Raw genomic sequence first — 21,250 nt, 5'->3', positions numbered from 1 at the left:
TTTGTAGCGTATTTGTAAGCAATGGTATCTTGATATCTTTTTGGCTATGTCACCGTCAAATGTGGGAATTCTCCCAACGTGGCTTTCAGCAAGGTTTCTGCTGAGAGGATGCGCCTGGCATCGAGTATCCAGCGCCAGCCCAGGTAATGGTGCAGGTAGCGCGTCGCCACGCCATGAAACGGACGCAGCCATTGCCTGAGACGGCTGTGATAGGCGTTGACGTTCTGCACGTGGGCCGCGCCCCGCACGCGCATGCCGGCACGCAGATTGACGGCCTGATGGCTGATGCCCGCCTCGCGGGCAAAAGCGGCATAGGCCGCATGGCCATCCGTAACCAGCAGCACATCCTGGTCCATGACGGGCGGCAAACAGCGATGCAGCTGCGCCTTCGTCAAGGCGCCCATGCCGGTGACGAAATCGAGGGTTTGTCCCGTGCGGTCGCGCGCCATCAGAATGCAGACGTGTTCATGCGACATGCCGCGCAAGGTCGCGTGGCCTCCGCGGCGGCGTGCCGGACGCGTCATCGTGCGCGCGCCCTTTTGCGACTCCAGCACATACAGCTCGTCGGCCTCGGCAATGCCATGTAGGCGGTGCGGCCGGTCCGTTTTTGCCAGGCTTAAAAACCGGTGGCGCCAGCGAAACGTGGTGTTGCGGTGCAGGCCCAGTCGGCTGGCCGCGCGGCGCACCGAGACAGAGTCGAGCAGGCAGTCCGCATATTCCAGCCATTCCGCCTTGTGGCGCAGGCGCGCCAGCGGCGTACCCGTCAGGGCATTGAAGGTGCGGCCGCAGGGCACGCAGCGGTAGCGCTGCAGGCCGTGCGCATGGCCATGCCGGTGCACATGCGCCGAATGGCAGGCTGGGCAGACCAGGCGCTGGCGCGCAACATCCTCGATCAGGGCGATGGTTGCCTGCTGCGGCGCGCTGCCACGCAGCAGGGCAATACCGGCCTGGCGCTGGCGTGCGCTCAGGCTGGCGAACTGCGCGATAAAGATCGTCCATTCGGCTGACAACATGATCGGCTCCCTGCATGGTGAATATGCAGAGTCAGACCACGCGGGCACAGGAAGATTCCGGCATTGCCCCTACTTGCCGATGACAGAGCCATCTTTTTAGCCAGTTTTACCCTGTTGCTTGCCCCCCGCGGGACCTGGCACCTGATAGCCATCCGTCAAGGTACGCAGGAAAACAATCACGTCGGCAATTTCCCCTTCGTTCAGCGCGGGCCGCTGGCCCGGCTGGCGGTCGAACGGCGCTTCCACGTTGACATTGGCTTCCAGTCCCGGCGGCAAGTCATCGTACTTTCGCAGCTTGCCGTTCCTGTCTTTCGGATACCATTTTTGCGGCGCCGTATCGCGCTGCACGTAAAAGCGCAGCACCTGCTCCAGGCTGGTGAAACTGCCGTTATGGAAAAACACCTTGCGCAGCGCCACATTGCGTAGCGACGGCGTCTTGAAGCTGCCGCAATACTCCTTGTGCTGCATCAAATCCGTGCGGTCGGGGCCGTACAGTCCCATGTCGAAAAACGCCGGGTCCGCATTCGCCGGCAAGGTGGTGTTGCGCGGCACGCCGATATTGATCAAGCCGTAGTCCGTGAATTGCGGGAAGGCGCCGCCCGGCGTGATCTGGCTGATGTGGCAGGAAGCGCAATTGCCCTTGTTTTCATCGTTGAACAGGGCCAGGCCACGCGCTTCCTGCGGACTCAACGTGGCCTGCTTGCGCAGCACGGCATCGTACTTGCTCGTGTAGGGGTAGAAATCGGCCGGGCTTTCCTGGAACACTTCCAGCGACATCAGCGCCCAGCGCAAGGCCTGGCCCGGCTGCTCGAAAATATCCTCGCCATATGTACGGCGGAACTGCGCCGCCAGCGGCCCGGCCCGCAACTTGGCCACCACGGCGGCCGCATCGCGGTTGCCCATCTCGCGCGGCGACAGCAGGGGCGCCAGCGCCTGTTCATGGCCGGACTGGGCGCGGCCATCCCAGTTGCGCCCGCCCGTCGGCCCCGCGTCGATGCTGTCGTCGCCGTCATCGTCGTGATAATGCTCGCTGAAGGCGGGCGCATTCTGGATGTAGCGCAGCGAAGGCGCCGCGCGCGTGCCCGCATCTTTCAATTCAGGGCCGCCCAGCTGCACCGCCAGGCCGTTCGGCGGCCCATATGCGTGCTCGGGACTGTGGCAGCTGGCACACGACAGCTTGCCCGACACGGACAGGCTGGGCGCAAAAAACATGGCGCGCCCCATGGCCGTCATCTGCGCCACGGAAGGCTGGCGCTGCAGGGTGGGCGCATAGGCGCCGGACAGATAGGCAGGCGTGGCAGGCTTGGCTGCGGCGTGGGCATCGTTCTGCGCCGCCGGATGGCAGGCGGCCAGCAAACAGGCGGCCACGGCGGCGAGCAGCAGGGAGGGTCTCGGTTTCATCATGGGCTGGCAGCGTAGCAAGCATATATGACAGCTGCATGACAAAACCCTGCCAAAACGCATGTATCAAAAACCGTACATTACGTCATGTAACAGGGGCTGACATGTCACGCAGCTGACATATTCGATGCCTAGCATGCGACGTTTTCCACCCAGAAGGCATGAACATGAAACCGCAAGCCCGAATCACCTTGGCGCCCGTCCTACGTCCCTTACCGTTGTTATTGTCGCTGGGCCTGGCCGCCTGCGGCAGCGACTACGCCGTCACGCCGCATATCAACGGCCAGGTGATCGGCAGCTACTATGAGAACGCCCAGGTCTGCGTCGAGAGCAGCAGCGCCAGGCTGACGTGCGACAGTGGATCAAGCGCCGTGCGCACGGCCGCCGACGGCAGTTACAGCCTGGAAGGCCAGGGCGCCGTGCTGGTGACGGTGGGCACGGACGCCATCCGCCACGAAGTGATCGGCGACGCCGGCACCAAGGTCACGCAAAAACTGCTGCTGCGCGCGCCCGCCGGCCATGCAGGCTTCGTCAGCGCCCTGTCGACGGAACTGGTGCAAGTCATGGACAGCAATGGCGGCGACTTCGCGGCCGCCAGCAGCAAGCTGGCCGCGCGCATCGGCGTGTCCGAAGCGGGGCTGGCATCGGACTTCAACAAGGCCAGCGGCGACGAACTGGCGAAGCTGAAGGCGGAAAACGCCAGCGTCACGAGCTTGATCGCCAGCGCCAGCGCGCAGGCGGCGCCGGCCGACGCCCTGGCCGCCCTGAACAGCGGCCTGGCATTGAACAACATCCAGACCATCGTCGTCATCTACGCGGAAAACCGCGGCTTCGACAACTTGTATGGCCTGTTCCCCGGTGCGAACGGCGTGCCGGTCGTGAACCCCACATCGACGTCCGCGTATGTGCCGCAAAAGGATATCGACGGCAGCACCCTGCCCGTGCTGCCACCGACCTGGGGCGGCATGACGGCGGCCGGCCAGAGCACCGTCATCACGCAGGCGCAGTCGGCCAACCTGCCGAACAAGCCGTTCCAGATCGACGACGCCAGCAGCCCGCTGTACCTGCCGCAATCGGTGATCACGCGCGACCTCGTTCACCGCTTCTATAACAACCAGATGCAGATCAACGGCGGCGCCAACGACAAGTTCGCCGCCTACTCCGATGCGGGCGGCTTGAGCATGGGCTATTACGACGGCAGCAAGATGCAGCTGTGGGACATCGCCAAACAATATGCGCTGGCCGACAACCTGTTCATCGGCGCCTTCGGCGGCTCGTTCCTCACGCACCAGTACCTGATCTGCGCATGCGCGCCCACCTATCCGAACGCCGACACCTCGGTGGCCAAGGGGTCGATCGCGAAAATCGACGTCGACGCCAAGGGCAACTTCCTGCGCCTGACGCCGTCCGCCACGGCACCAGGCACGGTGCTGAACGGCGCGCCCGGCTACGCCAACGATGGCGCGCTGACGCCGGCCGACAGCACGGGCATGTTCTACGCCGTCAATACCATGCAGCCGGCGTTCCAGCCCAGCAGCAACGCCCCGGCAGCGGGCGACAGCAGCAAGCTGTATGCGGACACGGGCAAGGCCACCACCTTGCCGCAGCAGACGCAGACCAACATCGGCGACCTGCTGTCCGGCAAGAATATCGACTGGGCCTGGTATGCGGGTGCCTGGAAAGACACGACGGCCCTGGCCACTGCCAGCGCGCGCGGCAGCAGTTTCCCCAGCCCGCCAAACTTCCAGTTCCACCACCAGCCATTTAACTATTTTGCCAGCATGGATCCCGTCAAGGCGCCCGCCTACCGCGCCGCCCACCTGCGCGATTTCGACAGCCAGTTCATGAATGACGCCAGCGCCGGCAAGCTGCCCGCCGTGACCTTCTACAAGCCGCAGGGTAACTTGAACCAGCACGCGGGCTATGCCAGCGTGGCCGATGGCGACGCGCATATCGCCAGTGTCATCGCCCAGCTGAAAAAGAGTCCGCAGTGGAAGAACATGCTGGTCATCGTCACCTACGATGAAAACGGCGGCTTCTATGACCACGCCACGCCGCCAAAAGGCGACCGCTGGGGTCCGGGCACGCGCGTGCCGGCCATCCTCGTCTCGCCGTACGTGAAAAAAGGATTGGTCGATCATACGCAATACGATTCGGCCTCCATCCTGCGCGCCATCACGCACCGCTTCGCGCTACCCGTACTGGACGGCTTGACGACGCGCGACAAGGCGCTGGTGGCCAATGGCGGCAAGCCGATGGGCGACTTCAGCGCCGCGCTGGCGCTGGTGCCGCAAGAGTAAGGTGCAGTAGCAAGGCCCGGCAAGATACGCCCGCCCGGCCTGGCCGCGGCGGGCGTTTTACTTGGCCCTGTCGCAGCAAATGCATACGATAGGCTCTTGCTCGCGCTATTGGCCGGGGGCGGTATCGAGTAGCGAACGTTCGAGCAGCTGCGACAGCGCCGCGCGCAGGGCCTGGGTGCGCGTCGCCAGCTCCGGCCGCTTGTAGCGCTCGGCGGCGATCAGGCTGTTCTCCAGGCAGACCCGGTCGCCTTTTGCCAGGCAGGCGTCGGCGGCGTCCAGCTGGACACTGGCTTGCGCCACTTTCACTTTGGCATCGAGTTCCAGGGTGTCGGGATCGTCGCCCCAGCGTTTCACATGGGCCGCCAGGCGCGTGGCAGCCAGGTCCGGCTTGCCGCCATCGAGCGCCTGGTTGATGGCTGCCTGCGCCGCGCTCCACGCCTGCTCGCGCCGCTGTTTCTTCTCGCACGCGCTGGCGGCGCTCGTGATGCCCGCTTGCAGGCGTTTCAGCTGCGCCGCCGGCGCCTTGGCGCTTTTCAGCACGGCCAGGCCACTGCGCGCGCCGTCCAGGTCGCATTGGGCCGCCAGCGCCATGGCCGCATCGACCTGCTGCGCCACGCTGGCCGGCTTGTCGGCGGGCTTGTTGATGAACCAGATGCCTGCCAGCACCACGCCTGCCGCGATCCACGTGCGCAAGCGGATGGGCGGACGCGGCGGCGGCACCGAGCCCTTGCTTGCCGGTTTCGCCGGCGGCGCCCTGGACGGCACCGGCGCGGCTGGCGCAGGCTGGGGTGCGGGCGCAGGGCTAGCCTCAGCTGCGGGCTGGACTGCGGGCTGGACTGCGGGCACGGGTATCGGCGGCGGCTTGCGCGGCACGGGCGGCGGCGCAGCCGCAGCAGTCGCTGCGGACAATGGTGGCGGCACGGCCGCCGCGGGCACGACGTTCTCTAAAACCACTGGCGCTGCCACCTGGCGCGTACCGCAAAACGGACAATGCGCCAGGCGCAGCGGCAAGTAGCGGCCGCAAGCGGCGTTGATGCACATTTCATTCACTTGTTCAAGCACGTTCCAACCTTTTCCCGGATTCACTCTGCTGCGTTCTGCCGCAATATTACCTTACGCAGCAGCTGCCACGGCGCGCCCGCACCGCCGTCTGCAGGCTTGATGCCAATCAAATGGCACCCGCCACCGCGGCCTAAGCTACAGGCACAGGCCAAGCACAAGGAGATTGCCATGCCAGCCCACCTGATCATCGAAGACGGCCAGCCCTCGTGGTGGGACAGCGCCGATATCTGGGTCGTGCCGGGCAATGATCCGAATGGCCCGCCAGGCGCGCCCATCGCCGGCACCGCCAACTACCTGTGGGGCCGCGTGCACAACACGGGCAACAGCGCCTCGAACGGCGTGCGTGTGGATTTTTACTGGGCCGATCCCTCGGGCCAGATCGCCGTCGGCGCCGCCACGCAGGTCGGTTCCGCCTTTGCCGACCTGCCGCCCGGCGCCACGCAGGAAGTGCTGTGCCTGGTGCCGTGGGTTCCCGTCATCGTCAATGGCGGCCACGAATGCCTGCTGGCCGTGGCGCATGGCGCGGGCGACATCAACCCGCTACCCGATCCCCTGCCCAACGGCTTTCCCTTCCAGCCCAAGCAGCACGAGCAGATCGCGCAACGCAATGTCACCGTGGTGCTGGCGGCACGGCGCGCACAGTTGCTGGCCGTCACGGTGGCGGCCCTGCCCCGCGCCATCAAAAAAGTGGAATTGCAGCTGGAGCATGGCGGCGCGCTGCCGGAAAACCTGCTGGCCACCCTGGGCCTGGAGCGCTGGCAGGCGGCCAAGGACGCGCGCGTGGAAGCGGGCCTGGCACGTAGGCCCCACTGTGATGGCGACGGACCGGGCGAGCAAAAGCTGGCGCTGGAAGTGCCGCGCGGCCAGTCACTGGCCATCTACCTGAGCCTGCGCGCCGATGCCTTGCCGGAGCGCCAGTATGCGCTGCTGCGGGTGCTGGAAACGCAGGAGGGCAAGGTCATGGGCGGCATCACCTATGTCGTCGTCGACCTGAAACAGCAACAGGGCCAGGATCACGACCAGGAACAGCACAGTCCCGAGGAGCAGGCATCATGAGCGACACCCCCATGCAGGTGCTGACGCGGCCTTTCGCGATCGAGCCCGTCACCAACATCATGCTGCCGGACGGCATCTTCGACAATGCCATCTATGGCTTGCGCATCGCCGCCCACGTCACCAATGTGTCCAACAGCGCCCTGAACAATGTCACCGTGTACCTGGAAAGCGTGGGCGACCCCGGCATCGTGCCCGTGGCGCGCACCTTCTTCTTTGCCAGCATCCCTGCCGGCGCGGCCATGCTGATGATGTGGGACGCAGACTTCCAGCATGCGGCGCCCGGCAAGCGCCTCGTCAGCTTTGTCGCCAAGGCCGACGGCTACACGCCGCGCCGCTCGATCCAGCAAATCTTCGTCTCGCAGACGCGCTTTGACAGCGCCACCAATACCTACACCTGCACGGTAGAGGAAGGCACGCTGGAACTGTCCAAGCCGCAGGGCCACCTGCCGGGCAAGCGCTGGGGCAGCACAGGCAATGATGGCAAAGAGTGCCGCTGCCCGCCCGGCCTGGGGCCGATCGTGCCGACCGGCATGACCCTCGTCTGGACGCCGAACCCCGCCTACGCGGGCACGCACGGCGACCTGCCGTTTTCCGACCCGTGGTGGAAAATCCTCGCCATCATCATCGCCATCATCGCCGCCCTGGTGGCCATCATTGCCGCCGCGCTCGGCTCCGGCAAGGCCAGCTTCAGTGTGGGCGGCACTTTCGAGGAAACGGACCCCAGCGTCGACTGCTGCTCGCTGGAAGGGGCCGGCTCGGGCCAGCCGGAATTCACGGTGGCAGGCGTGGCCTCGGCCATCGCCTCGGGCGCCATCGCCGTGGCCTGCTCCGATATCGCCGACCCGTTCTGGCGTGGCCAGGAAGCAACAGCGCCGGCCGCCGGCGAACTGACCCTGGCCGAGCGCGTGGTGGCGAAATGGGTGCTGCCGGAAGCGCCGAATGCGGGCCTGCCCTACACGGCCGATATCAGCTGGGAATACCAGCGTTTTACCACGGGCGCCACCTACCAGCATGCCGTCACCGAAACGCAAGTCAACATCCACGTGGCGGGGCCAGTGGAGACGGATACGCCCGCCGTCGTGCAGGCCTACGAACCGTTGTGGATACGCGCCAGCTTCAAGCGCGACAATGGCAATGTCTTCCGTGGCACGGAACTGTATGCCTTCGTGCTGTTCCAGGCGCCGCAAGGCCTGTATTTCGTCGAATCGCTGACCGACGATGGCCTGGGCTTCGACCCGGGTGCGAATGACGGCGTCTACGCAGGCAGCCTGGACTTGAAGCGGGCCTACCGGACACTGTTGCAATACGACCAAAAGGTCTTCGGTACCTGGCGAGTCTTCGTCTTCGCCCAGGACGTCAACCTGACCAAGCCCGGCACGCCACCAGAAATCGCCGCCCAGCACATCGGCGGCATGTTCATCGCCAGCGCCATCGAAATCACCTTCGACGACACCCTCCCCTGCCCGCTCAAGGCGCAGGCGAACATCATCGTGGTGTGATGGGAGGAGCATGTTGATCGAGCTCAGGCGCAGGGCGGCCAGGTCGGGTAGGTCCTGTAGGTCGGATTAGCGGGGCAAAGCCCCGCGTAATCCGACAACATTGTTGGCTCCCATCCCATATGCGTGCACACCAGGAACAGCCGGAAAAAGCTTCGGCGCAGGGCCGGCAGGTCGGATAAGTCCGGTAGGTCGGATTAGCGGGGCGAAGCCCCGCGTAATCCGACAACATTGTTGGCTCCCACCCCATATGCGTGCACACCAGGAACAGCCGGAAAAAGCTTCGGCGCAGGGCCGGCAGGTCGGATAGGTCCTGTAGGTCGGATTAGCGGGGCAAAGCCCCGCGTAATCCGACAACATTGTTGGCTCCCATCCCATATGCGTGCACACCAGGAACAGCCGGAAAAAGCTTCGGCGCAGGGCCGGCAGGTCGGATAGGTCCGGTAGGTCGGATTAGCGAGGCGAAGCCCCGCGTAATCCGACAACATTGTTGGCTCCCATATGCCGCCCCTACACCTTGACGCTTTCAGGCTTGGCAATGACCGTTCTCGCAATAATTTCCGTCTCCGGGCACGACGCCATCGCATCCGAATACGCCAGCCAGCGCTGCAGGCTTTCCATGCGGCGGATGGTGATGCCCTTGCCGTTGATATAGCCGATCTGCTCGAAATTGGCGGGGCTGGTGGTCAGCTTCGAGACGGTGGGGGCATTGTCCACCAGGCGGTCATACGCCTTGCGCGCCTTGTGCTCCCACTTGGCCAGCACGGGATCGTCGAAACGGTTGCTCTCAAAATACACGGTGATGGTACGGTCGTGGTTGGCGAAGCCGACAATGGCCGCACCCTTGCGTATGGTCAGCAAGACATCTTCCTTGACGCCGGTCACGGGAACAAACACGGCGGCGCGCCCATCTGTATCGGGCCGCTCCATGGGAATATCTTGTCCAATTATGCTCATCGCATCACACTCTTCGTCCTGGCCTGTCAGGCTGTTGTATTGATAGGGTTCTGTGGCACCGCGCGTGGCCCAGACGAGCTGTACCGCTATTGCCCGCCCTGCCCAAACCCGCTGTTACGCTGTTTTGAAGCTGTTTTTAAACTATCAATCAATAATACATTGCCGTGTGGCACTACACAAGATCGCCGCGCCACTGGCGGCGGCCCTACATCCGATGGCGAATGGCGGCGCCCGGTGCAATCGCCTTATAATGCCGTGTTTACTTCCTGCCCAACCTTCCCGCACCATGACGCTTCCCGAAAATGACACCAGCCGGCTTGACGCCATCAGCGCCGCCGCCACCGAAGTGGCCGCGCAAAACGTGGCCGACCTGCTGGCCATGGCCATCTGCCACCGGCCCGACGAACCGGCGCTGGTCGTCTGCGACAAGCGCAGCTGGCTCAATGTCGTGCTGACGCAAGCCTATCAGCAGGCCTTGCCGGACGCGACCTTCATCGATTTCGACGACGTCACGCCCGATGCGGTGCTGGCCGCGTTTGCCGAACTGCCGGCCGGCAGCCTCGTCGTGCTGATCCAGTCGACCAGCTTCCGCCTGGAAGCGTTCCGCATCCGCATCGAGCTGTTCAAGCGGGGCTTGAAAGTCATCGAACATGTGCACCTGTCGCGCATGCCCGGTGTGCAGGGCTTGCACTACATCGCTTCGCTGGCCTACGACCCCGCCTATTACCGCGGCGTCGGCCATGCCTTGAAAGCGCGCATCGACGGCGCTCGCCACGGCATGGTCGACAGCGGCGGCGAGCAGCTGGTGTTCGCCTCGCCGTTCGAATCGGCCAAGCTCAATATCGGCGACTACAGCGGCATGAACAATATCGGCGGCCAGTTCCCGCTGGGCGAAGTGTTTACCGAAGCGCAGGACCTGGAAGCCGTGAATGGCCGCGTGCGCATTTTCGTCTTTGGCGACACGCAGTTCATGGTCAACCGCCCCGACACGCCGATCACGCTGGTCATCGAGAAGGGCCGCGTGACGGGCACGGAAAACGCCACGCCGGAATTTACCGCCATGCTGGACATCATCCGCGCGCACGAAGGCGAAGTGTGGGTGCGCGAACTGGGCTTCGGCATGAACCGCGCCTTTTCGCGCGAGCAGCTGGTCAACGACATCGGCACGTATGAACGCATGTGCGGCATCCATTTGTCGCTGGGCGCCAAGCATGGCGTCTACACCAAGCCGCAATTCAAGCGCAAGGATGCGCGCTACCACGTGGATATCTTCGCCGTCACGGAAGCCGTCTACCTGGACGACGAGCGCGTGTACGCCGATGGCGCATGGACGGTGGAGCCCGTCGCGCTCAACTGACCTTCAACTGCACAATCCGGCCGCGGCCAGCTCGCGGTCCCATGGCGGCACGGGCTGGTATTCGGCCACCAGGAAATCGATCAACGCGCGCACCTTGGGCGAGGGCTGGCGGCTGGCCGGATACAGGGCGCTCAAGTGATTGAGCGGCAGCTCCCAGTCCGTCAGCACGGGCACCAGGCTGCCATCGAGCAGGTTGCGCCAGGCGAGAAACGTGGTGCTGTAGACGATGCCCAGCCCCCGCTGCGCCGCCTGGTGCAGCACCAGGCCATTATTCGCCGTAAAACCCGCCTGCACGCGCACGCTCACCGCTTCCCGTCCTTCCCCTTCTCCGCGCTGGAAATGCCAGTTCGTGCCATCGGTCAGGTGGCTGAAATGCAGGCACTGGTGCCGCAACAAATCCTGCGGCGCCTGCGGCATGCCCCATTGCGCCAGGTAGCCGGGACTGGCGCACAGCACGGCGCGGCACGGCGCCAGCGGGCGCATGGCCAGCGCGCTGCTGTCCGGGATGCCGCCCACGCGGATGGTCAGGTCAAAGCCGTGGCGTATCGGGTCGAGCAGGGCATCGTCGACATACAACTCGGCCCGCACCTGCGGGTGCAGCAGGCTGAAACGGGCGACGGCGTCGGCCAGCCAGGCGCTGCCAAAACTGGACGGCGCCTGGATGCGCAGCGGCCCCGCGAGCTGTGCCCCCGCGCCCGCCTGCGCCACGTGCGCCACCATGCGCGCCGCTTCCTGCGCCTGGCTGACAGTGGCCATGCACGGCGCCAGGTAGGCGCGGCCCGCATCCGTCAGGCTCACTTCACGCGTGGAACGGTGCAGCAGGCGCGCATCGAGTCGCGCTTCCAGCTGCATGATGGTCTTGCTGACCATGGCCCGCGTCAGGCCCAGGCGCTGCCCCGCCACGGTGAAGCTGCGCAAGCGGGCCACCTCGACAAAAATTTCCATCGCTTTTAATTGATCCATGTCAAAGATTGTCTTCGTTTTGACGACAATCTGTCAACTGCCAGCCGATTGTTTGCGCCCTGGCCGCCGCCTACAATGGCGCTTTCCATAGACCTCCGGAGCCGTTGCCATGCTGACTACTGACCAACAAGAACAATACCAACGCGACGGCTACATCATCCTGCCCGGCTTCAAGGGTGCGGACGAAATCGCCGCCCTGCGCGCGCGCGCCGAGCAGATTGTCAACGAATTCGATCCCGGCCTGAGCCAATCGATCTTCACCACGCGCGACCAGGCGAAGAACACCAACGATTACTTTCTCGCCTCCGACAACACCATCCGCTGCTTCTTCGAGGAAGAGGCCTTCGGCGCGGACGGCCAATTGAAGCAGGCGAAATCGCTGTCTATCAACAAGATCGGCCACGCCATGCATGACCTGGACCCCGTCTTCCGCGCTTTTTCGGCCGACCCGAAACTGGCCGAAGTGGCGCGCGACCTGGGCCTGGCGGACGCGCAGGTGTGGCAATCCATGTACATCTTCAAGCAGCCCGGCATCGGCGGCGAAGTGCGCTGGCACCAGGACGCCACCTATTTTGAAACCACGCCGGTCAGCGTGACCACCTTCTGGTTCGCGCTGGAAGACGCCACCCTGGACAACGGCTGCCTGTGGGCGGAACCGGGCGGCCACCGCGGCCCCCTGCGCGAACGCTTCATCCGCAACGGCGACGCCGTGCGCGTGGAAAAACTCGACGCCATGCCCTGGCCCGACGACAGCACGGCCGTCCCCCTGGAAGTGAAGGCGGGTGCCCTCGTCTGCTTCCACGGCTTGCTGCCCCATTACAGCGCGCCGAACCGCTCGCCCGTCTCGCGCCATGCCTACACCCTGCATGCGACGGATGGCCGGACCGAATACGCGGCCCACAACTGGATCCAGCGCGACGCATCCTTCCCCGTGCGGGGCTTCGTCTGATGCGCATCCAGGTCTTCGCCGCCCACTGGGGCAATAACGACCTGGCGCCCGAGGTCTTCATCGACAAGGTACTGGCGGCCGGCTTTGACGGCATCGAAATGTCGCTGCCGCTGGACGCGGCCCTGCGCGAAGAATGGACCAGGCGCATCGCCGATGCAGGCCTGGAGCTGATCGCCGCGCAGTGGGAAACCGTCTTCCACGCTGACTTCGACCTGCACCGCGCGGCCCTGGCCGAGCTGCTGGAAAACGCCTGCCTGGCGCGTCCCGTGCTGGTCAACACGCACACGGGCAAGGATTACTTCAGCCAGGCGCAGAACGCGCAGCTGATCGACCTGGCCGCCGCCATCTCGGCCAGGCACGGCGTGCCCATCGTGCACGAAATCCACCGCAGCCGTTTCAGCGGCCATCCGATGCTGCTGCTGCCCTACCTGGCGCAATATCCCGGGCTGCCATTGACGGCCGACCTGTCGCACTGGTGCTGCGCCTGCGAATCCTTGCTGGAGGACCAGCCGCAGACCCTGGCGCAAGTGCTGCCGCTGGTGCGCCATGTGCACGCCCGCGTGGGCCATGCCCAAGGCCCGCAGGTGGCCGACTTCCGCGCCCCGGAAGCGAAACAGGCCCTCGACGCCCACCTGGCCTGGTGGGATGCCATCGTCGCCCAGCGCCGCGCGGCCGGCGCCGGGCGCATGACGTTCACGCCGGAATTCGGCCCCGCGCCCTACACGCAAACCCTGCCCTGGACGCAGCAGCCTGTGACGGATGCGTGGGAGCAGAACGTCGCGATGCTCAAGCTGCTGCGCGCACGCTATCCGACAGACTGAGGAAGCTGCGCAAAATTGGCCTGCACGAAATCGATGAAGGTGCGCAGCGGCGCGGGCAGATGGCGCCGGCCCGCATAGTATAAAAACGGGCCGGGAAAGGGCATCGCCCAGTCTTCCAGCACGGGCTGCAGCTGGCCAGCATCGATATACGGCTGCAGCCACTCTTCAAACAGATACACGAGGCCATGGCCGGCGACGGCCATGCTGACCGCAAAATCAGCCGCCGTCGGCGTGACGATCACGGGGCCGTCCGGCTCGACGCTCACTTTTTGCCCGTCCCGCTCGAACTCCCACGGTGGAACCGCGCCACTGAGGAATTTCCCCAGCAGGCAGGCATGCTGCAGCAGGTCGCGCGGATGCACGGGCACGCCGCGCTGCGCCAGGTAGGACGGCGCGCCCGCCACCGCGAAGCGCTGCGTGCGCGGGCCGATAGGAATGGCGATCATGTCCTGCTCCAGCCGCTCGCCATAACGGATGCCGGCGTCGCAACCGCTGGCGACGACGTCGACAAAATTATTATCGACCACCAGCTCGACCCTGATCTGCGGATAGGCGCGCAGGAACTGGTCGACCATGGGCTGCAAAAAGAAGCGCGCCGCGTTGACCGGCACGTTCAAGCGCAAGGTGCCGCGCGGGCTGTCGCGCAAGTCGTTCAGCACGTCGAGCGCGCTGCTCACTTCATCGAGCGCCGGGCGCAAGCGCGTCAGCAGCAGCGCCCCGGCCGCCGTCGGCGTCACGCTGCGCGTCGTGCGTTCCAGCAGGCGGATGCCCAGTTGCTGCTCCAGCCGGCGCAGCGCTTCGCTCATGGCGGACGCGGACTGCCCACTGGCGCGTGCGGCCTGGCGAAAACCCTGGTGCCGGGCCACCAGGGCAAAGGTGGACAAGTCGGCCATGGAAGGGCTGTCTGCATGCATGGGAAGAGCTTTCATTGTGCGGAAATGAGTACAGCCTGTGCCGGATTGCCCCGATTATCATACAGCGCAATCGGCCTTACGATAGTGGCTCTCGAACTCGACCACCACACAGGAGCTGCCATGCACACGCCTTACCCCGCCCGCGACCAATTCACGCCCGCCCATTGCGACATCGCATTCAACCGCCTCGGCTACGGCGCCATGCAACTGGCCGGCCCGCACGTCTGGGGTCCGCCGAAAGACCGCGTCGCCGCCGTCGCCGTGCTGCGCGAAGCCATCGAATTAGGCGTCAACCATATCGACACGTCGGACTTTTACGGCCCGCACGTCACCAACCAGATCATCCGCGAAGCGCTGCATCCCTATCGCGACGGTTTGACCATCGTCACCAAGATCGGCTTCGTGCGCGGCGCCGACCAGTCCTGGCTGCCGGCCGCATCGCCACAGCAATTGCGCGATGCCGTGCACGACAACCTGCGCAACCTGGGCCTGGACGTGCTCGATGTGGTCAACCTGCGCGCGCCGGGCATGGCCGGCCCGGACGGCTCGTCGCTTGCCGAACCGCTGGACACCTTGGTGCAGCTGCAGCGCGAAGGCCTGGTGCGCCATATCGGCCTGTCCAATGTCGATGCGGGCCAGGTGGCCGAGGCACAGCGCATCAGCCCCATTGTCTGCGTGCAGAACCATTACAACCTGGCGCACCGCGCGGACGATGCCCTGATCGACTCCCTGGCCGCGCAAGGCATCGCCTATGTGCCCTTCTTTCCCCTCGGTGGCTTTTCGCCGCTGCAGTCCGATACCCTGAACCAGGTGGCGGCCGCCATGCAAGCGACGCCGATGCAGGTGGCGCTGGCCTGGCTACTGCAGCGCGCGCCGAATGTGCTGGTCATTCCCGGCACCTCGTCGGTGGCGCATCTGCGCGAAAACGTCGCGGCCGGCGCGCTTACGCTCGACGCGCAAGCGCTGGCGGCATTGAGGTCGCTTGCAACTAAGTAGCGCACTATATATACTGTGCCCATGGATACCACCACCACCACCACCACCAATCCCTTGCACCAGGTACCGCGCCTGGACGGCCAGCTGTGCTTTGCGCTGTACTCGACTTCTCTCGCCATGAACAAGCTGTACCGCAAGCTCTTGCGGAAACTCGGCCTGACGTATTCGCAATACCTGGTGATGATGGTGCTGTGGGAGCGCGACGGCCTGACGGTGTCGGAAGTGGGCGAGCGTCTGTTCCTCGACTCGGCTACCCTGACGCCCCTGCTCAAGCGCATGGAGCAATCAGGATTGCTGACGCGCACGCGCGCCGCCAGCGACGAGCGGCAAGTCATCATTTCCCTCACGCAGCAGGGCGACGAGTTGCGCCACGCGGCGGCGTTGTTGCCGGAAGCTATCTTGACGGCCAGCCACTGCAGCGTGGAGCAGGTTGTGGACATGAAACAACAGCTGAACCAGTTGCGCGACAGCCTGATGAAAAGTGAGTAAAACCGTCGTTTTTCCGGGCAAAATAAGGCAAATCACTGCCCGGACCGCGTCCGGCAAACCCTGGCGCGAAATCCGCCTTTCTTTATTACAAATCGATACAAGGCCGGCACCACCCTGCGTATAGAATAGTTGCCACTATTTCCGGACAACAACATCAGGGTGGGTATGCGCATTTCATTCGGCTCCGTGGCCTCGCTGGCTCTCTGCTTTACCGTCTCGGCCTTTGCCGCCGAGCCATTCGACGACAAGTTCCGCCAGCTCGAAGAAGTGCTGCCCACGCCGAACACCTACCGCACCGCCTCGGGCGCGCCCGGCCACGCCTACTGGCAGCAGCGCGCCGACTACGCGATCCGCGCCACCCTGGACGAAGCCAAACGCGAAATTAGCGGCAGCGGCACCATCACGTATCACAACCAGTCGCCCGACACGCTCGGCTACCTGTGGGTGCAGCTGGACCAGAACATCTACAAGCCGGACTCCGACGCGCGCCGCATGGCCACGGCGCCATCGCGCCAGGCCTGGGCCAGGACGGCGGGCGACGACACGATGAAATTCGAGGGCATGCGCAGCATGCTGGCACGCGGCGACTTCCAGGGCGGCTTCAATATCCGCGCCTTGAAAGGCGCGGATGGCCAGGCTTTAAAATATGTAGTGAACCGCACCATGATGCGCATCGACTTGCCACAGCCCTTGAAGCCGGGCCAGGACTTTGTCTTCCAGGTCGACTGGGATTACCGCATCAACGAACAGAAGGTGCTGGGCGGGCGCGCCGGCTATGAAGTCTTCGACGACAAGAACGCCCTGTTCGAGGTGGCGCAGTGGTTCCCGCGCATGGCGGCCTACTACGACGCGGCCGGCTGGCAGCACAAGCAGTTCCTTGGCTCGGGCGAATTCACCCTGGAATTCGGCGACTACGACGTGCAGCTGACGGTACCCGCCGACCACATCGTCGCCTCCACGGGCGAACTGCAAAACCCGCAGGACGTGCTGTCTGCCGCGCAGCGCGAGCGCCTGCAAAAGGCCCGCGGCAGCGACAAGCCCGTCATCATCGTCACGCAAAAAGAAGCGGAAGCGGCCGAAAAATCCGTCAGCCGCGCGCAAAAGACCTGGCACTTCAAGGCGGCCAACGTGCGCGACTTCGCCTGGGCCTCGAGCCGCAAGTTCATCTGGGATGCGCAGGGCTACAAGAAGGGCGGCAGCGATCTGATGGCCATGTCCTACTATCCGAAAGAGGGCAATCCGCTGTGGGAAAAATACAGCACGCAGGCCATCGTGCACACGATCGAGCAGTACAACAAGTACAGCATCGACTACCCGTATCCGACGGCCATCTCCGTCAACGGCCCCGTGGGCGGCATGGAGTATCCGATGATCTCGTTCAATGGCCCGCGCCCCGTCAAGGACAAGAAAACGGGTGAACTGACCTACTCCAAGCGCACCAAGTATGGCCTGATCGGCGTCATCATCCACGAAGTGGGCCACAACTACTACCCGATGATCATCAACTCGGACGAGCGCCAGTGGACCTGGATGGATGAAGGCCTGAATACCTTCGTGCAGTACATGGCGCAACAGGCGTGGGAAGAAAACTACCCGGCCTCGCGCGGCGAGCCGCGCGAGATCGTCGACTACATGCGTAGCCGCGACCAGGTGCCCATCATGACCAATTCCGAATCCCTGCTGCAGTTCGGCAACAACGCCTACGCCAAGCCGGCGGCGGGCCTGAACATCCTGCGCGAAACCATCCTCGGGCGCGAGCTGTTCGACTACGCCTTCAAGGAATACGCGCAGCGCTGGAAATTCAAGCGCCCCACGCCTGCCGACTTCTTCCGCACCATGGAAGACGCCTCCGGCACGGACCTCGACTGGTTCTGGCGCGGCTGGTTCTATACCACCGACCCGGTCGACATCAGCATCGACGGCATCAGCGAATATGGCGTGAGCTCGAAAAATCCGGAAACGGAAAAGGCCTGGAAAAAGGCGCAGAAGAGCGCCCAGCCGGAGTCCGTCACGGACCGCGCCAACAAGGGCATGCCGCGCCGCGTCGATGCGCATCCGGAGCTGAAGGATTTTTATAACCAGCACGACGATTTCACGGTCACCAACAAGGACCGCAATACCTACGTCGAGACGCTGGCCGGCCTGGAACCGTGGGAAAAGGACTTGCTGAAACAGGGCAAGCATTTGTACCTGGTCGACCTGTCGAACGTGGGCGGCATGGTCATGCCATTGATCCTCGAGATCGAACTGAAAAGCGGCAAGAAATACGTCGAGCGCGTGCCGGCCGAAGTGTGGCGCTACTCGCCGAAGAAAATCACCAAGGTCGTCATCACGGATGAACCGATGGTGGGCCTGGTGCAGGATCCGTACTGGGAAACGGCCGACATCGACACCAGCAACAATAGCTGGCCGCGCAAGATCACGCCGTCACGCCTGGAACTGTTCAAGAGCGAGAAGTCGCCCAAGGATAACCTGATGCGCGATTTTCATACGCCGCTGAAAGGCAAGGCCGGCGGCTCGGCCAAGGGCGACGAGGCATGAAGACCTGGCGCACGCTCACGGCCAGCCTGCTGGCCTGCGCCAGCATGGCCGCTGGCGCGCACAATTTCCACATGGGCATCGCCGACATCAGTTACAACGCCGCCAGCGGCAGCACAGAAGTGGTGCACACCTACACGGGCCACGACGTGGAAGCACTGCTGACGCAGCTGTACCAGCGCCAGTTCGACCTGGGCCAGGAAGCCAGCGAGGCGGCCCTGCGCCGCTATGTCGAAAAACAGTTTTACATCGTGGCGCCCGGCGGCAAGCGTTTGCGCCTGCAGTGGGTCGGCATGAAGGTCAATGCCGACAACGTGGTGATCTTCCAGGAGATCGAGCATACGCGCCTGGCGCCCGGCACGCGCATCCACAACCAGCTGCTGACCGACTTCCTGCCCGGCCAGCGCAATACCCTCAACGTGCAGGATGGCGGCAAGATCCAGACGCTCATGTTCGACAGCAGGAATGCGGAGCTGCCGATCAGGTAAATCAAGGATTTGGCGCAAACAAGAACAATTCCTATCGGACACTGCACAGGAAGCGCCGCGAAGTCGTAGAATGCCAGGCTGGATAAACTGACACAGGCCGCACCGCGGCCGGCACCGCCATGAGCACTTCCGCACCGATCTTTACCGACCCGTCCCACGTCAAGGACGCCTTGCGCGATGACGGCTATGCCGTGCTGCGCCCGCAGGACGTGGCCGCCCTGGCCGGCTGTCCGCTGGCCGCGCTGCGCGCGCTCGAATCGAGCTGGAATACCCTGGCGCTGGACAATTACCTGAAAGATGGCGGCCGCTATCGGCGCCGGCGCCACTCGTGCTTCGTGCAGGATGGCGAACGCCTGACCCAGACGGCGCACCGTCCCCACTGGCAGCCGGTCGAATACAACGCCCTGCATGGCGGCATGCACCGCCTGTTCGAACCGGTGGAAGCGGCTATCGTTGTGCAAGCCGCGTGGCAGCAGCTGATCCGCGCGCTGGGCGACGCCTGCTCGCAGGTCAAGGGAGAGCAGCCGTGGTTCATCGAGGCGCACCAGTTCCGCATCGACACCACCGATGGCATCGGCCGCCCCACGCCGGAAGGCGCGCACCGCGACGGCGTCGATTTCGTCGCCGTGCTGCTGATCGGGCGCGAGCAGATCAAGGGCGGCGAAACGCGCATTTTCGAGGCCGATGGCCCGAACGGCAAGCGCTTCACCCTGACCGAGCCATGGTCGCTGCTGCTGCTCGACGACGCGGCCGTGATCCACGAGTCGACGCCGATCCAGCCCGTGGGTCCGCACGGGCACCGCGACACGCTCGTGCTGACCTACCGCGCAGGGCAGTTCCAGGGCGAAAACTGACAAGCGGACACAGCATGCCAAGCGGCCAAAATAGTTACTTGGAAGTTACTTTTGCAGACCTAAATCCGATATAGTCACATGATGTCGATATTGCGCGCCGACTGCGCGCAGCATCAAATATACTGAAATCTAGGAGAGGTCTGTGGACTCCATCAATCAAATCAAGCCTGACGAAATCGAGATCCTGATCGTCGAGGATAGCCCGACCCAAGCCGAGCGCTTGCGGCGCCTGATCCAGTCGCTGCACTACAACGCACGCGTGGCCGCCAACGGCCAGCTGGCCCTGGCCGCCATCCGCGAGCGCAAGCCGCACCTGGTGCTGTCCGATATCGTCATGCCTGAAATGAATGGTTACGACCTGTGCCGCGCCATCAAGTCCGACCCGACTCTGCGCGACATTCCCGTCATCCTCGTCACTTCGCTCAACGATCCGAAGGACATCATCCGCGGCATCGAGTGCGGCGCCGACAATTTCATCCGCAAGCCCTACGCGGAAGACTACCTGCTCAACCGCATCAGCCACATGCTGATGAACCAGAAACTGCGCAAGAACCAGAATGTCGAAATCGGCATCGCGCTGTACCTGGGCGACCAGAAACACTTCATCAACGCGGAACGCCAGCAAATCCTCGATTTGCTCATTTCCACGTATGAACAGGCGGTACAGGTCAATGGCGAACTGCAGGCGCGCGAACGCCAGGTCATTGAACTGAACATGCGCCTGGCGCACCACGCGGCCGAACTGGAAACCATCAACCGCGAAATCGCCCTGAAAAACCTGGAACTGGCCGAGGCCAGCCGCATGAAATCGGCCTTCATCGCCAACATGTCGCATGAACTGCGCACGCCGCTCAACGCCATCATTGGCTTTACCGGTGCCCTGCTGATGAAACTGCCCGGCCCGCTGACGGCCGACCAGGACAAGCAGCTCAATACCATCCGCGCCAGCGCGCGCCATTTGCTCTCGCTGATCAACGACATCCTCGACGTGGCCAAGATCGAGGCAGGCAAGCTGACCCTGTCGATCGAACCCGTGCACTGCCAGGAACTGATGGCCGAAGTGGCCGACACCCTGCGTCCGCTGGCGCAGCAAAAAGGCCTGGCGCTGGAAATCGAACTCGGCGAACCACATCAAGCGCCCGCCATCATCGACACGGACCGCCGCGCGCTGACGCAAATCCTCATCAACCTGCTCAACAACGCCATCAAGTTCACGGAACAGGGTACGGTGCGCATCAGCCTGGCCCAGCGCGAGGAAGACGGCGTGCAGGTGACGGAAATGAGCATCGCCGACAGCGGCGCCGGCATCAAGGAAGAAGACCAGGCCAAGCTGTTCCAGGCCTTCTCGCAGCTCGATTCCACCTCCACGCGCCACGTGGAAGGCGCGGGACTGGGTTTATATCTGTGCCAGAACCTGGCCAACGCCATCGGCGGCGCCCTGTTCTTCAACAGCGACTACGGCTCCGGCAGCACGTTTACCCTGGCCCTGCGCAGCAAGGCGTGATTGCTGTGCGCCGCAGCATGGAATGCTGAATTTTTGCCAATCTGGAGGGACAGATACAGTAGTTCTACGGTATTGCACCGCACCATTTTTAG

General features: G+C 64.0%; 19 protein-coding genes. 13 read left to right on the top strand and 6 right to left on the bottom strand.

Annotated elements, in window-relative coordinates; genetic code table 11:
* Window positions 1-44: 44 nt before the first annotated feature.
* Together ACQ4WR_RS06235 and ACQ4WR_RS06230 are read right to left on the bottom strand one after the other, a co-directional pair.
* Entirely contained in the window at window positions 45-1,013 is a 969-nt protein-coding gene (locus ACQ4WR_RS06235) for an IS1595 family transposase (protein ID WP_436486005.1), read from the bottom strand.
* A gap of 96 nt (window positions 1,014-1,109) precedes the next feature.
* The gene (locus ACQ4WR_RS06230; RefSeq protein ID WP_436486004.1) at window positions 1,110-2,417 is read right to left on the bottom strand and encodes a cytochrome-c peroxidase; all 1,308 of its coding nucleotides are present in this window, start codon (window positions 2,415-2,417) and stop codon (window positions 1,110-1,112) included.
* A gap of 164 nt (window positions 2,418-2,581) precedes the next feature.
* On the opposite strand from ACQ4WR_RS06230, the gene acpA reads away from it, so the two are divergent.
* A complete protein-coding gene (gene acpA, locus ACQ4WR_RS06225) occupies window positions 2,582-4,714 on the top strand; it encodes an acid phosphatase (RefSeq protein ID WP_436486003.1) in 2,133 nt (710 codons plus the stop codon).
* 105 nt (window positions 4,715-4,819) lie between these two features.
* Here acpA and ACQ4WR_RS06220 read toward each other — a convergent pair whose 3' ends face one another.
* Window positions 4,820-5,380 (bottom strand): hypothetical protein, encoded by a 561-nt coding sequence (locus ACQ4WR_RS06220; RefSeq protein ID WP_436486001.1) that lies wholly within the window; start codon window positions 5,378-5,380, stop codon window positions 4,820-4,822.
* Between ACQ4WR_RS06220 and ACQ4WR_RS06215 the strand changes: the two genes are divergently transcribed.
* From ACQ4WR_RS06215 to ACQ4WR_RS06205, 3 genes are all read left to right on the top strand, one after another.
* Window positions 5,358-5,729, top strand: coding sequence for a hypothetical protein (locus ACQ4WR_RS06215; protein ID WP_436486000.1), 372 nt, complete (start codon window positions 5,358-5,360; stop codon window positions 5,727-5,729). The two genes, ACQ4WR_RS06220 and ACQ4WR_RS06215, sit on opposite strands and share 23 nt — an antisense overlap.
* Before the next feature lie 215 nt (window positions 5,730-5,944).
* The gene (locus ACQ4WR_RS06210) at window positions 5,945-6,832 is read left to right on the top strand and encodes a hypothetical protein (protein WP_436485998.1); all 888 of its coding nucleotides are present in this window, start codon (window positions 5,945-5,947) and stop codon (window positions 6,830-6,832) included.
* Window positions 6,829-8,331, top strand: a complete 1,503-nt coding sequence (locus ACQ4WR_RS06205; RefSeq protein ID WP_436485997.1) for a hypothetical protein — start codon at window positions 6,829-6,831, stop codon at window positions 8,329-8,331. The genes ACQ4WR_RS06210 and ACQ4WR_RS06205 overlap by 4 nt, the downstream gene beginning before the upstream one ends.
* 507 nt (window positions 8,332-8,838) lie before the next feature.
* Here ACQ4WR_RS06205 and ACQ4WR_RS06200 read toward each other — a convergent pair.
* On the bottom strand, window positions 8,839-9,258 hold the full coding sequence (locus ACQ4WR_RS06200) for a hypothetical protein (protein WP_436486116.1): 420 nt from the start codon (window positions 9,256-9,258) through the stop codon (window positions 8,839-8,841).
* A gap of 313 nt (window positions 9,259-9,571) precedes the next feature.
* Here ACQ4WR_RS06200 and ACQ4WR_RS06195 point away from each other — a divergent pair, with 313 nt between their 5' ends.
* Window positions 9,572-10,642, top strand: coding sequence for a M29 family metallopeptidase (locus tag ACQ4WR_RS06195; RefSeq protein WP_102298077.1), 1,071 nt, complete (start codon window positions 9,572-9,574; stop codon window positions 10,640-10,642).
* Between the two features lie 3 nt (window positions 10,643-10,645).
* Here ACQ4WR_RS06195 and ACQ4WR_RS06190 read toward each other — a convergent pair whose 3' ends face one another.
* Window positions 10,646-11,605 carry a LysR family transcriptional regulator gene (locus ACQ4WR_RS06190; RefSeq protein WP_436485996.1) on the bottom strand — a complete coding sequence of 320 codons (960 nt, stop codon included), beginning with the start codon at window positions 11,603-11,605 and terminating at the stop codon, window positions 10,646-10,648.
* A 109-nt stretch (window positions 11,606-11,714) separates the two neighbouring features.
* On the opposite strand from ACQ4WR_RS06190, the gene ACQ4WR_RS06185 reads away from it, so the two are divergent.
* On the top strand, window positions 11,715-12,554 hold the full coding sequence (locus ACQ4WR_RS06185) for a phytanoyl-CoA dioxygenase family protein (RefSeq protein ID WP_102298083.1): 840 nt from the start codon (window positions 11,715-11,717) through the stop codon (window positions 12,552-12,554).
* Window positions 12,554-13,375 (top strand): sugar phosphate isomerase/epimerase family protein, encoded by an 822-nt coding sequence (locus ACQ4WR_RS06180; RefSeq protein ID WP_436485995.1) that lies wholly within the window; start codon window positions 12,554-12,556, stop codon window positions 13,373-13,375. Before ACQ4WR_RS06185 ends, ACQ4WR_RS06180 begins: the two co-directional genes overlap by 1 nt.
* Here ACQ4WR_RS06180 and ACQ4WR_RS06175 read toward each other — a convergent pair.
* Complete coding sequence (locus tag ACQ4WR_RS06175) at window positions 13,360-14,289, bottom strand: LysR family transcriptional regulator (RefSeq protein WP_436485994.1); 930 nt, start codon at window positions 14,287-14,289, stop codon at window positions 13,360-13,362. The two genes, ACQ4WR_RS06180 and ACQ4WR_RS06175, sit on opposite strands and share 16 nt — an antisense overlap.
* A gap of 120 nt (window positions 14,290-14,409) precedes the next feature.
* Here ACQ4WR_RS06175 and ACQ4WR_RS06170 point away from each other — a divergent pair, with 120 nt between their 5' ends.
* From ACQ4WR_RS06170 to ACQ4WR_RS06145, 6 genes are all read left to right on the top strand, one after another.
* Entirely contained in the window at window positions 14,410-15,285 is an 876-nt protein-coding gene (locus ACQ4WR_RS06170; protein ID WP_436485993.1) for an aldo/keto reductase family oxidoreductase, read from the top strand.
* A gap of 21 nt (window positions 15,286-15,306) precedes the next feature.
* Window positions 15,307-15,774 (top strand): MarR family winged helix-turn-helix transcriptional regulator, encoded by a 468-nt coding sequence (locus ACQ4WR_RS06165; RefSeq protein WP_436485992.1) that lies wholly within the window; start codon window positions 15,307-15,309, stop codon window positions 15,772-15,774.
* A 165-nt stretch (window positions 15,775-15,939) separates the two neighbouring features.
* The gene (locus ACQ4WR_RS06160; RefSeq protein WP_436485990.1) at window positions 15,940-18,315 is read left to right on the top strand and encodes a M1 family metallopeptidase; all 2,376 of its coding nucleotides are present in this window, start codon (window positions 15,940-15,942) and stop codon (window positions 18,313-18,315) included.
* Complete coding sequence (locus ACQ4WR_RS06155; protein WP_436485988.1) at window positions 18,312-18,800, top strand: DUF6702 family protein; 489 nt, start codon at window positions 18,312-18,314, stop codon at window positions 18,798-18,800. Before ACQ4WR_RS06160 ends, ACQ4WR_RS06155 begins: the two co-directional genes overlap by 4 nt.
* Before the next feature lie 119 nt (window positions 18,801-18,919).
* Entirely contained in the window at window positions 18,920-19,654 is a 735-nt protein-coding gene (locus tag ACQ4WR_RS06150) for a 2OG-Fe dioxygenase family protein (RefSeq protein WP_436485986.1), read from the top strand.
* 142 nt (window positions 19,655-19,796) lie between these two features.
* A complete protein-coding gene (locus ACQ4WR_RS06145) occupies window positions 19,797-21,158 on the top strand; it encodes a hybrid sensor histidine kinase/response regulator (protein ID WP_102298103.1) in 1,362 nt (453 codons plus the stop codon).
* Window positions 21,159-21,250: the final 92 nt, after the last annotated feature.

This window comes from Janthinobacterium amylolyticum (assembly GCF_051380655.1).
Taxonomy (GTDB): domain Bacteria; phylum Pseudomonadota; class Gammaproteobacteria; order Burkholderiales; family Burkholderiaceae_D; genus Janthinobacterium.
This window is presented reverse-complemented; position numbering and strand designations above follow the sequence as displayed.

What these genes read in the sequence shown, in the direction of transcription:
- ACQ4WR_RS06230 (WP_436486004.1), bottom strand. Translation starts at nt 2,417, where the DNA reads ATGATGAAACCGAGACCCTCCCTGCTGCTCGCCGCCGTGGCCGCCTGT.
- ACQ4WR_RS06195 (WP_102298077.1), top strand. Translation starts at nt 9,572, where the DNA reads ATGACGCTTCCCGAAAATGACACCAGCCGGCTTGACGCCATCAGCGCC.
- ACQ4WR_RS06160 (WP_436485990.1), top strand. Translation starts at nt 15,940, where the DNA reads ATGCGCATTTCATTCGGCTCCGTGGCCTCGCTGGCTCTCTGCTTTACC.
- ACQ4WR_RS06200 (WP_436486116.1), bottom strand. Translation starts at nt 9,258, where the DNA reads ATGGAGCGGCCCGATACAGATGGGCGCGCCGCCGTGTTTGTTCCCGTG.
- ACQ4WR_RS06190 (WP_436485996.1), bottom strand. Translation starts at nt 11,605, where the DNA reads ATGGATCAATTAAAAGCGATGGAAATTTTTGTCGAGGTGGCCCGCTTG.
- ACQ4WR_RS06235 (WP_436486005.1), bottom strand. Translation starts at nt 1,013, where the DNA reads ATGTTGTCAGCCGAATGGACGATCTTTATCGCGCAGTTCGCCAGCCTG.
- ACQ4WR_RS06205 (WP_436485997.1), top strand. Translation starts at nt 6,829, where the DNA reads ATGAGCGACACCCCCATGCAGGTGCTGACGCGGCCTTTCGCGATCGAG.
- ACQ4WR_RS06155 (WP_436485988.1), top strand. Translation starts at nt 18,312, where the DNA reads ATGAAGACCTGGCGCACGCTCACGGCCAGCCTGCTGGCCTGCGCCAGC.
- ACQ4WR_RS06185 (WP_102298083.1), top strand. Translation starts at nt 11,715, where the DNA reads ATGCTGACTACTGACCAACAAGAACAATACCAACGCGACGGCTACATC.
- ACQ4WR_RS06165 (WP_436485992.1), top strand. Translation starts at nt 15,307, where the DNA reads ATGGATACCACCACCACCACCACCACCAATCCCTTGCACCAGGTACCG.
- ACQ4WR_RS06215 (WP_436486000.1), top strand. Translation starts at nt 5,358, where the DNA reads ATGAACCAGATGCCTGCCAGCACCACGCCTGCCGCGATCCACGTGCGC.
- ACQ4WR_RS06150 (WP_436485986.1), top strand. Translation starts at nt 18,920, where the DNA reads ATGAGCACTTCCGCACCGATCTTTACCGACCCGTCCCACGTCAAGGAC.
- ACQ4WR_RS06170 (WP_436485993.1), top strand. Translation starts at nt 14,410, where the DNA reads ATGCACACGCCTTACCCCGCCCGCGACCAATTCACGCCCGCCCATTGC.
- acpA (WP_436486003.1), top strand. Translation starts at nt 2,582, where the DNA reads ATGAAACCGCAAGCCCGAATCACCTTGGCGCCCGTCCTACGTCCCTTA.
- ACQ4WR_RS06210 (WP_436485998.1), top strand. Translation starts at nt 5,945, where the DNA reads ATGCCAGCCCACCTGATCATCGAAGACGGCCAGCCCTCGTGGTGGGAC.
- ACQ4WR_RS06175 (WP_436485994.1), bottom strand. Translation starts at nt 14,289, where the DNA reads ATGCATGCAGACAGCCCTTCCATGGCCGACTTGTCCACCTTTGCCCTG.
- ACQ4WR_RS06180 (WP_436485995.1), top strand. Translation starts at nt 12,554, where the DNA reads ATGCGCATCCAGGTCTTCGCCGCCCACTGGGGCAATAACGACCTGGCG.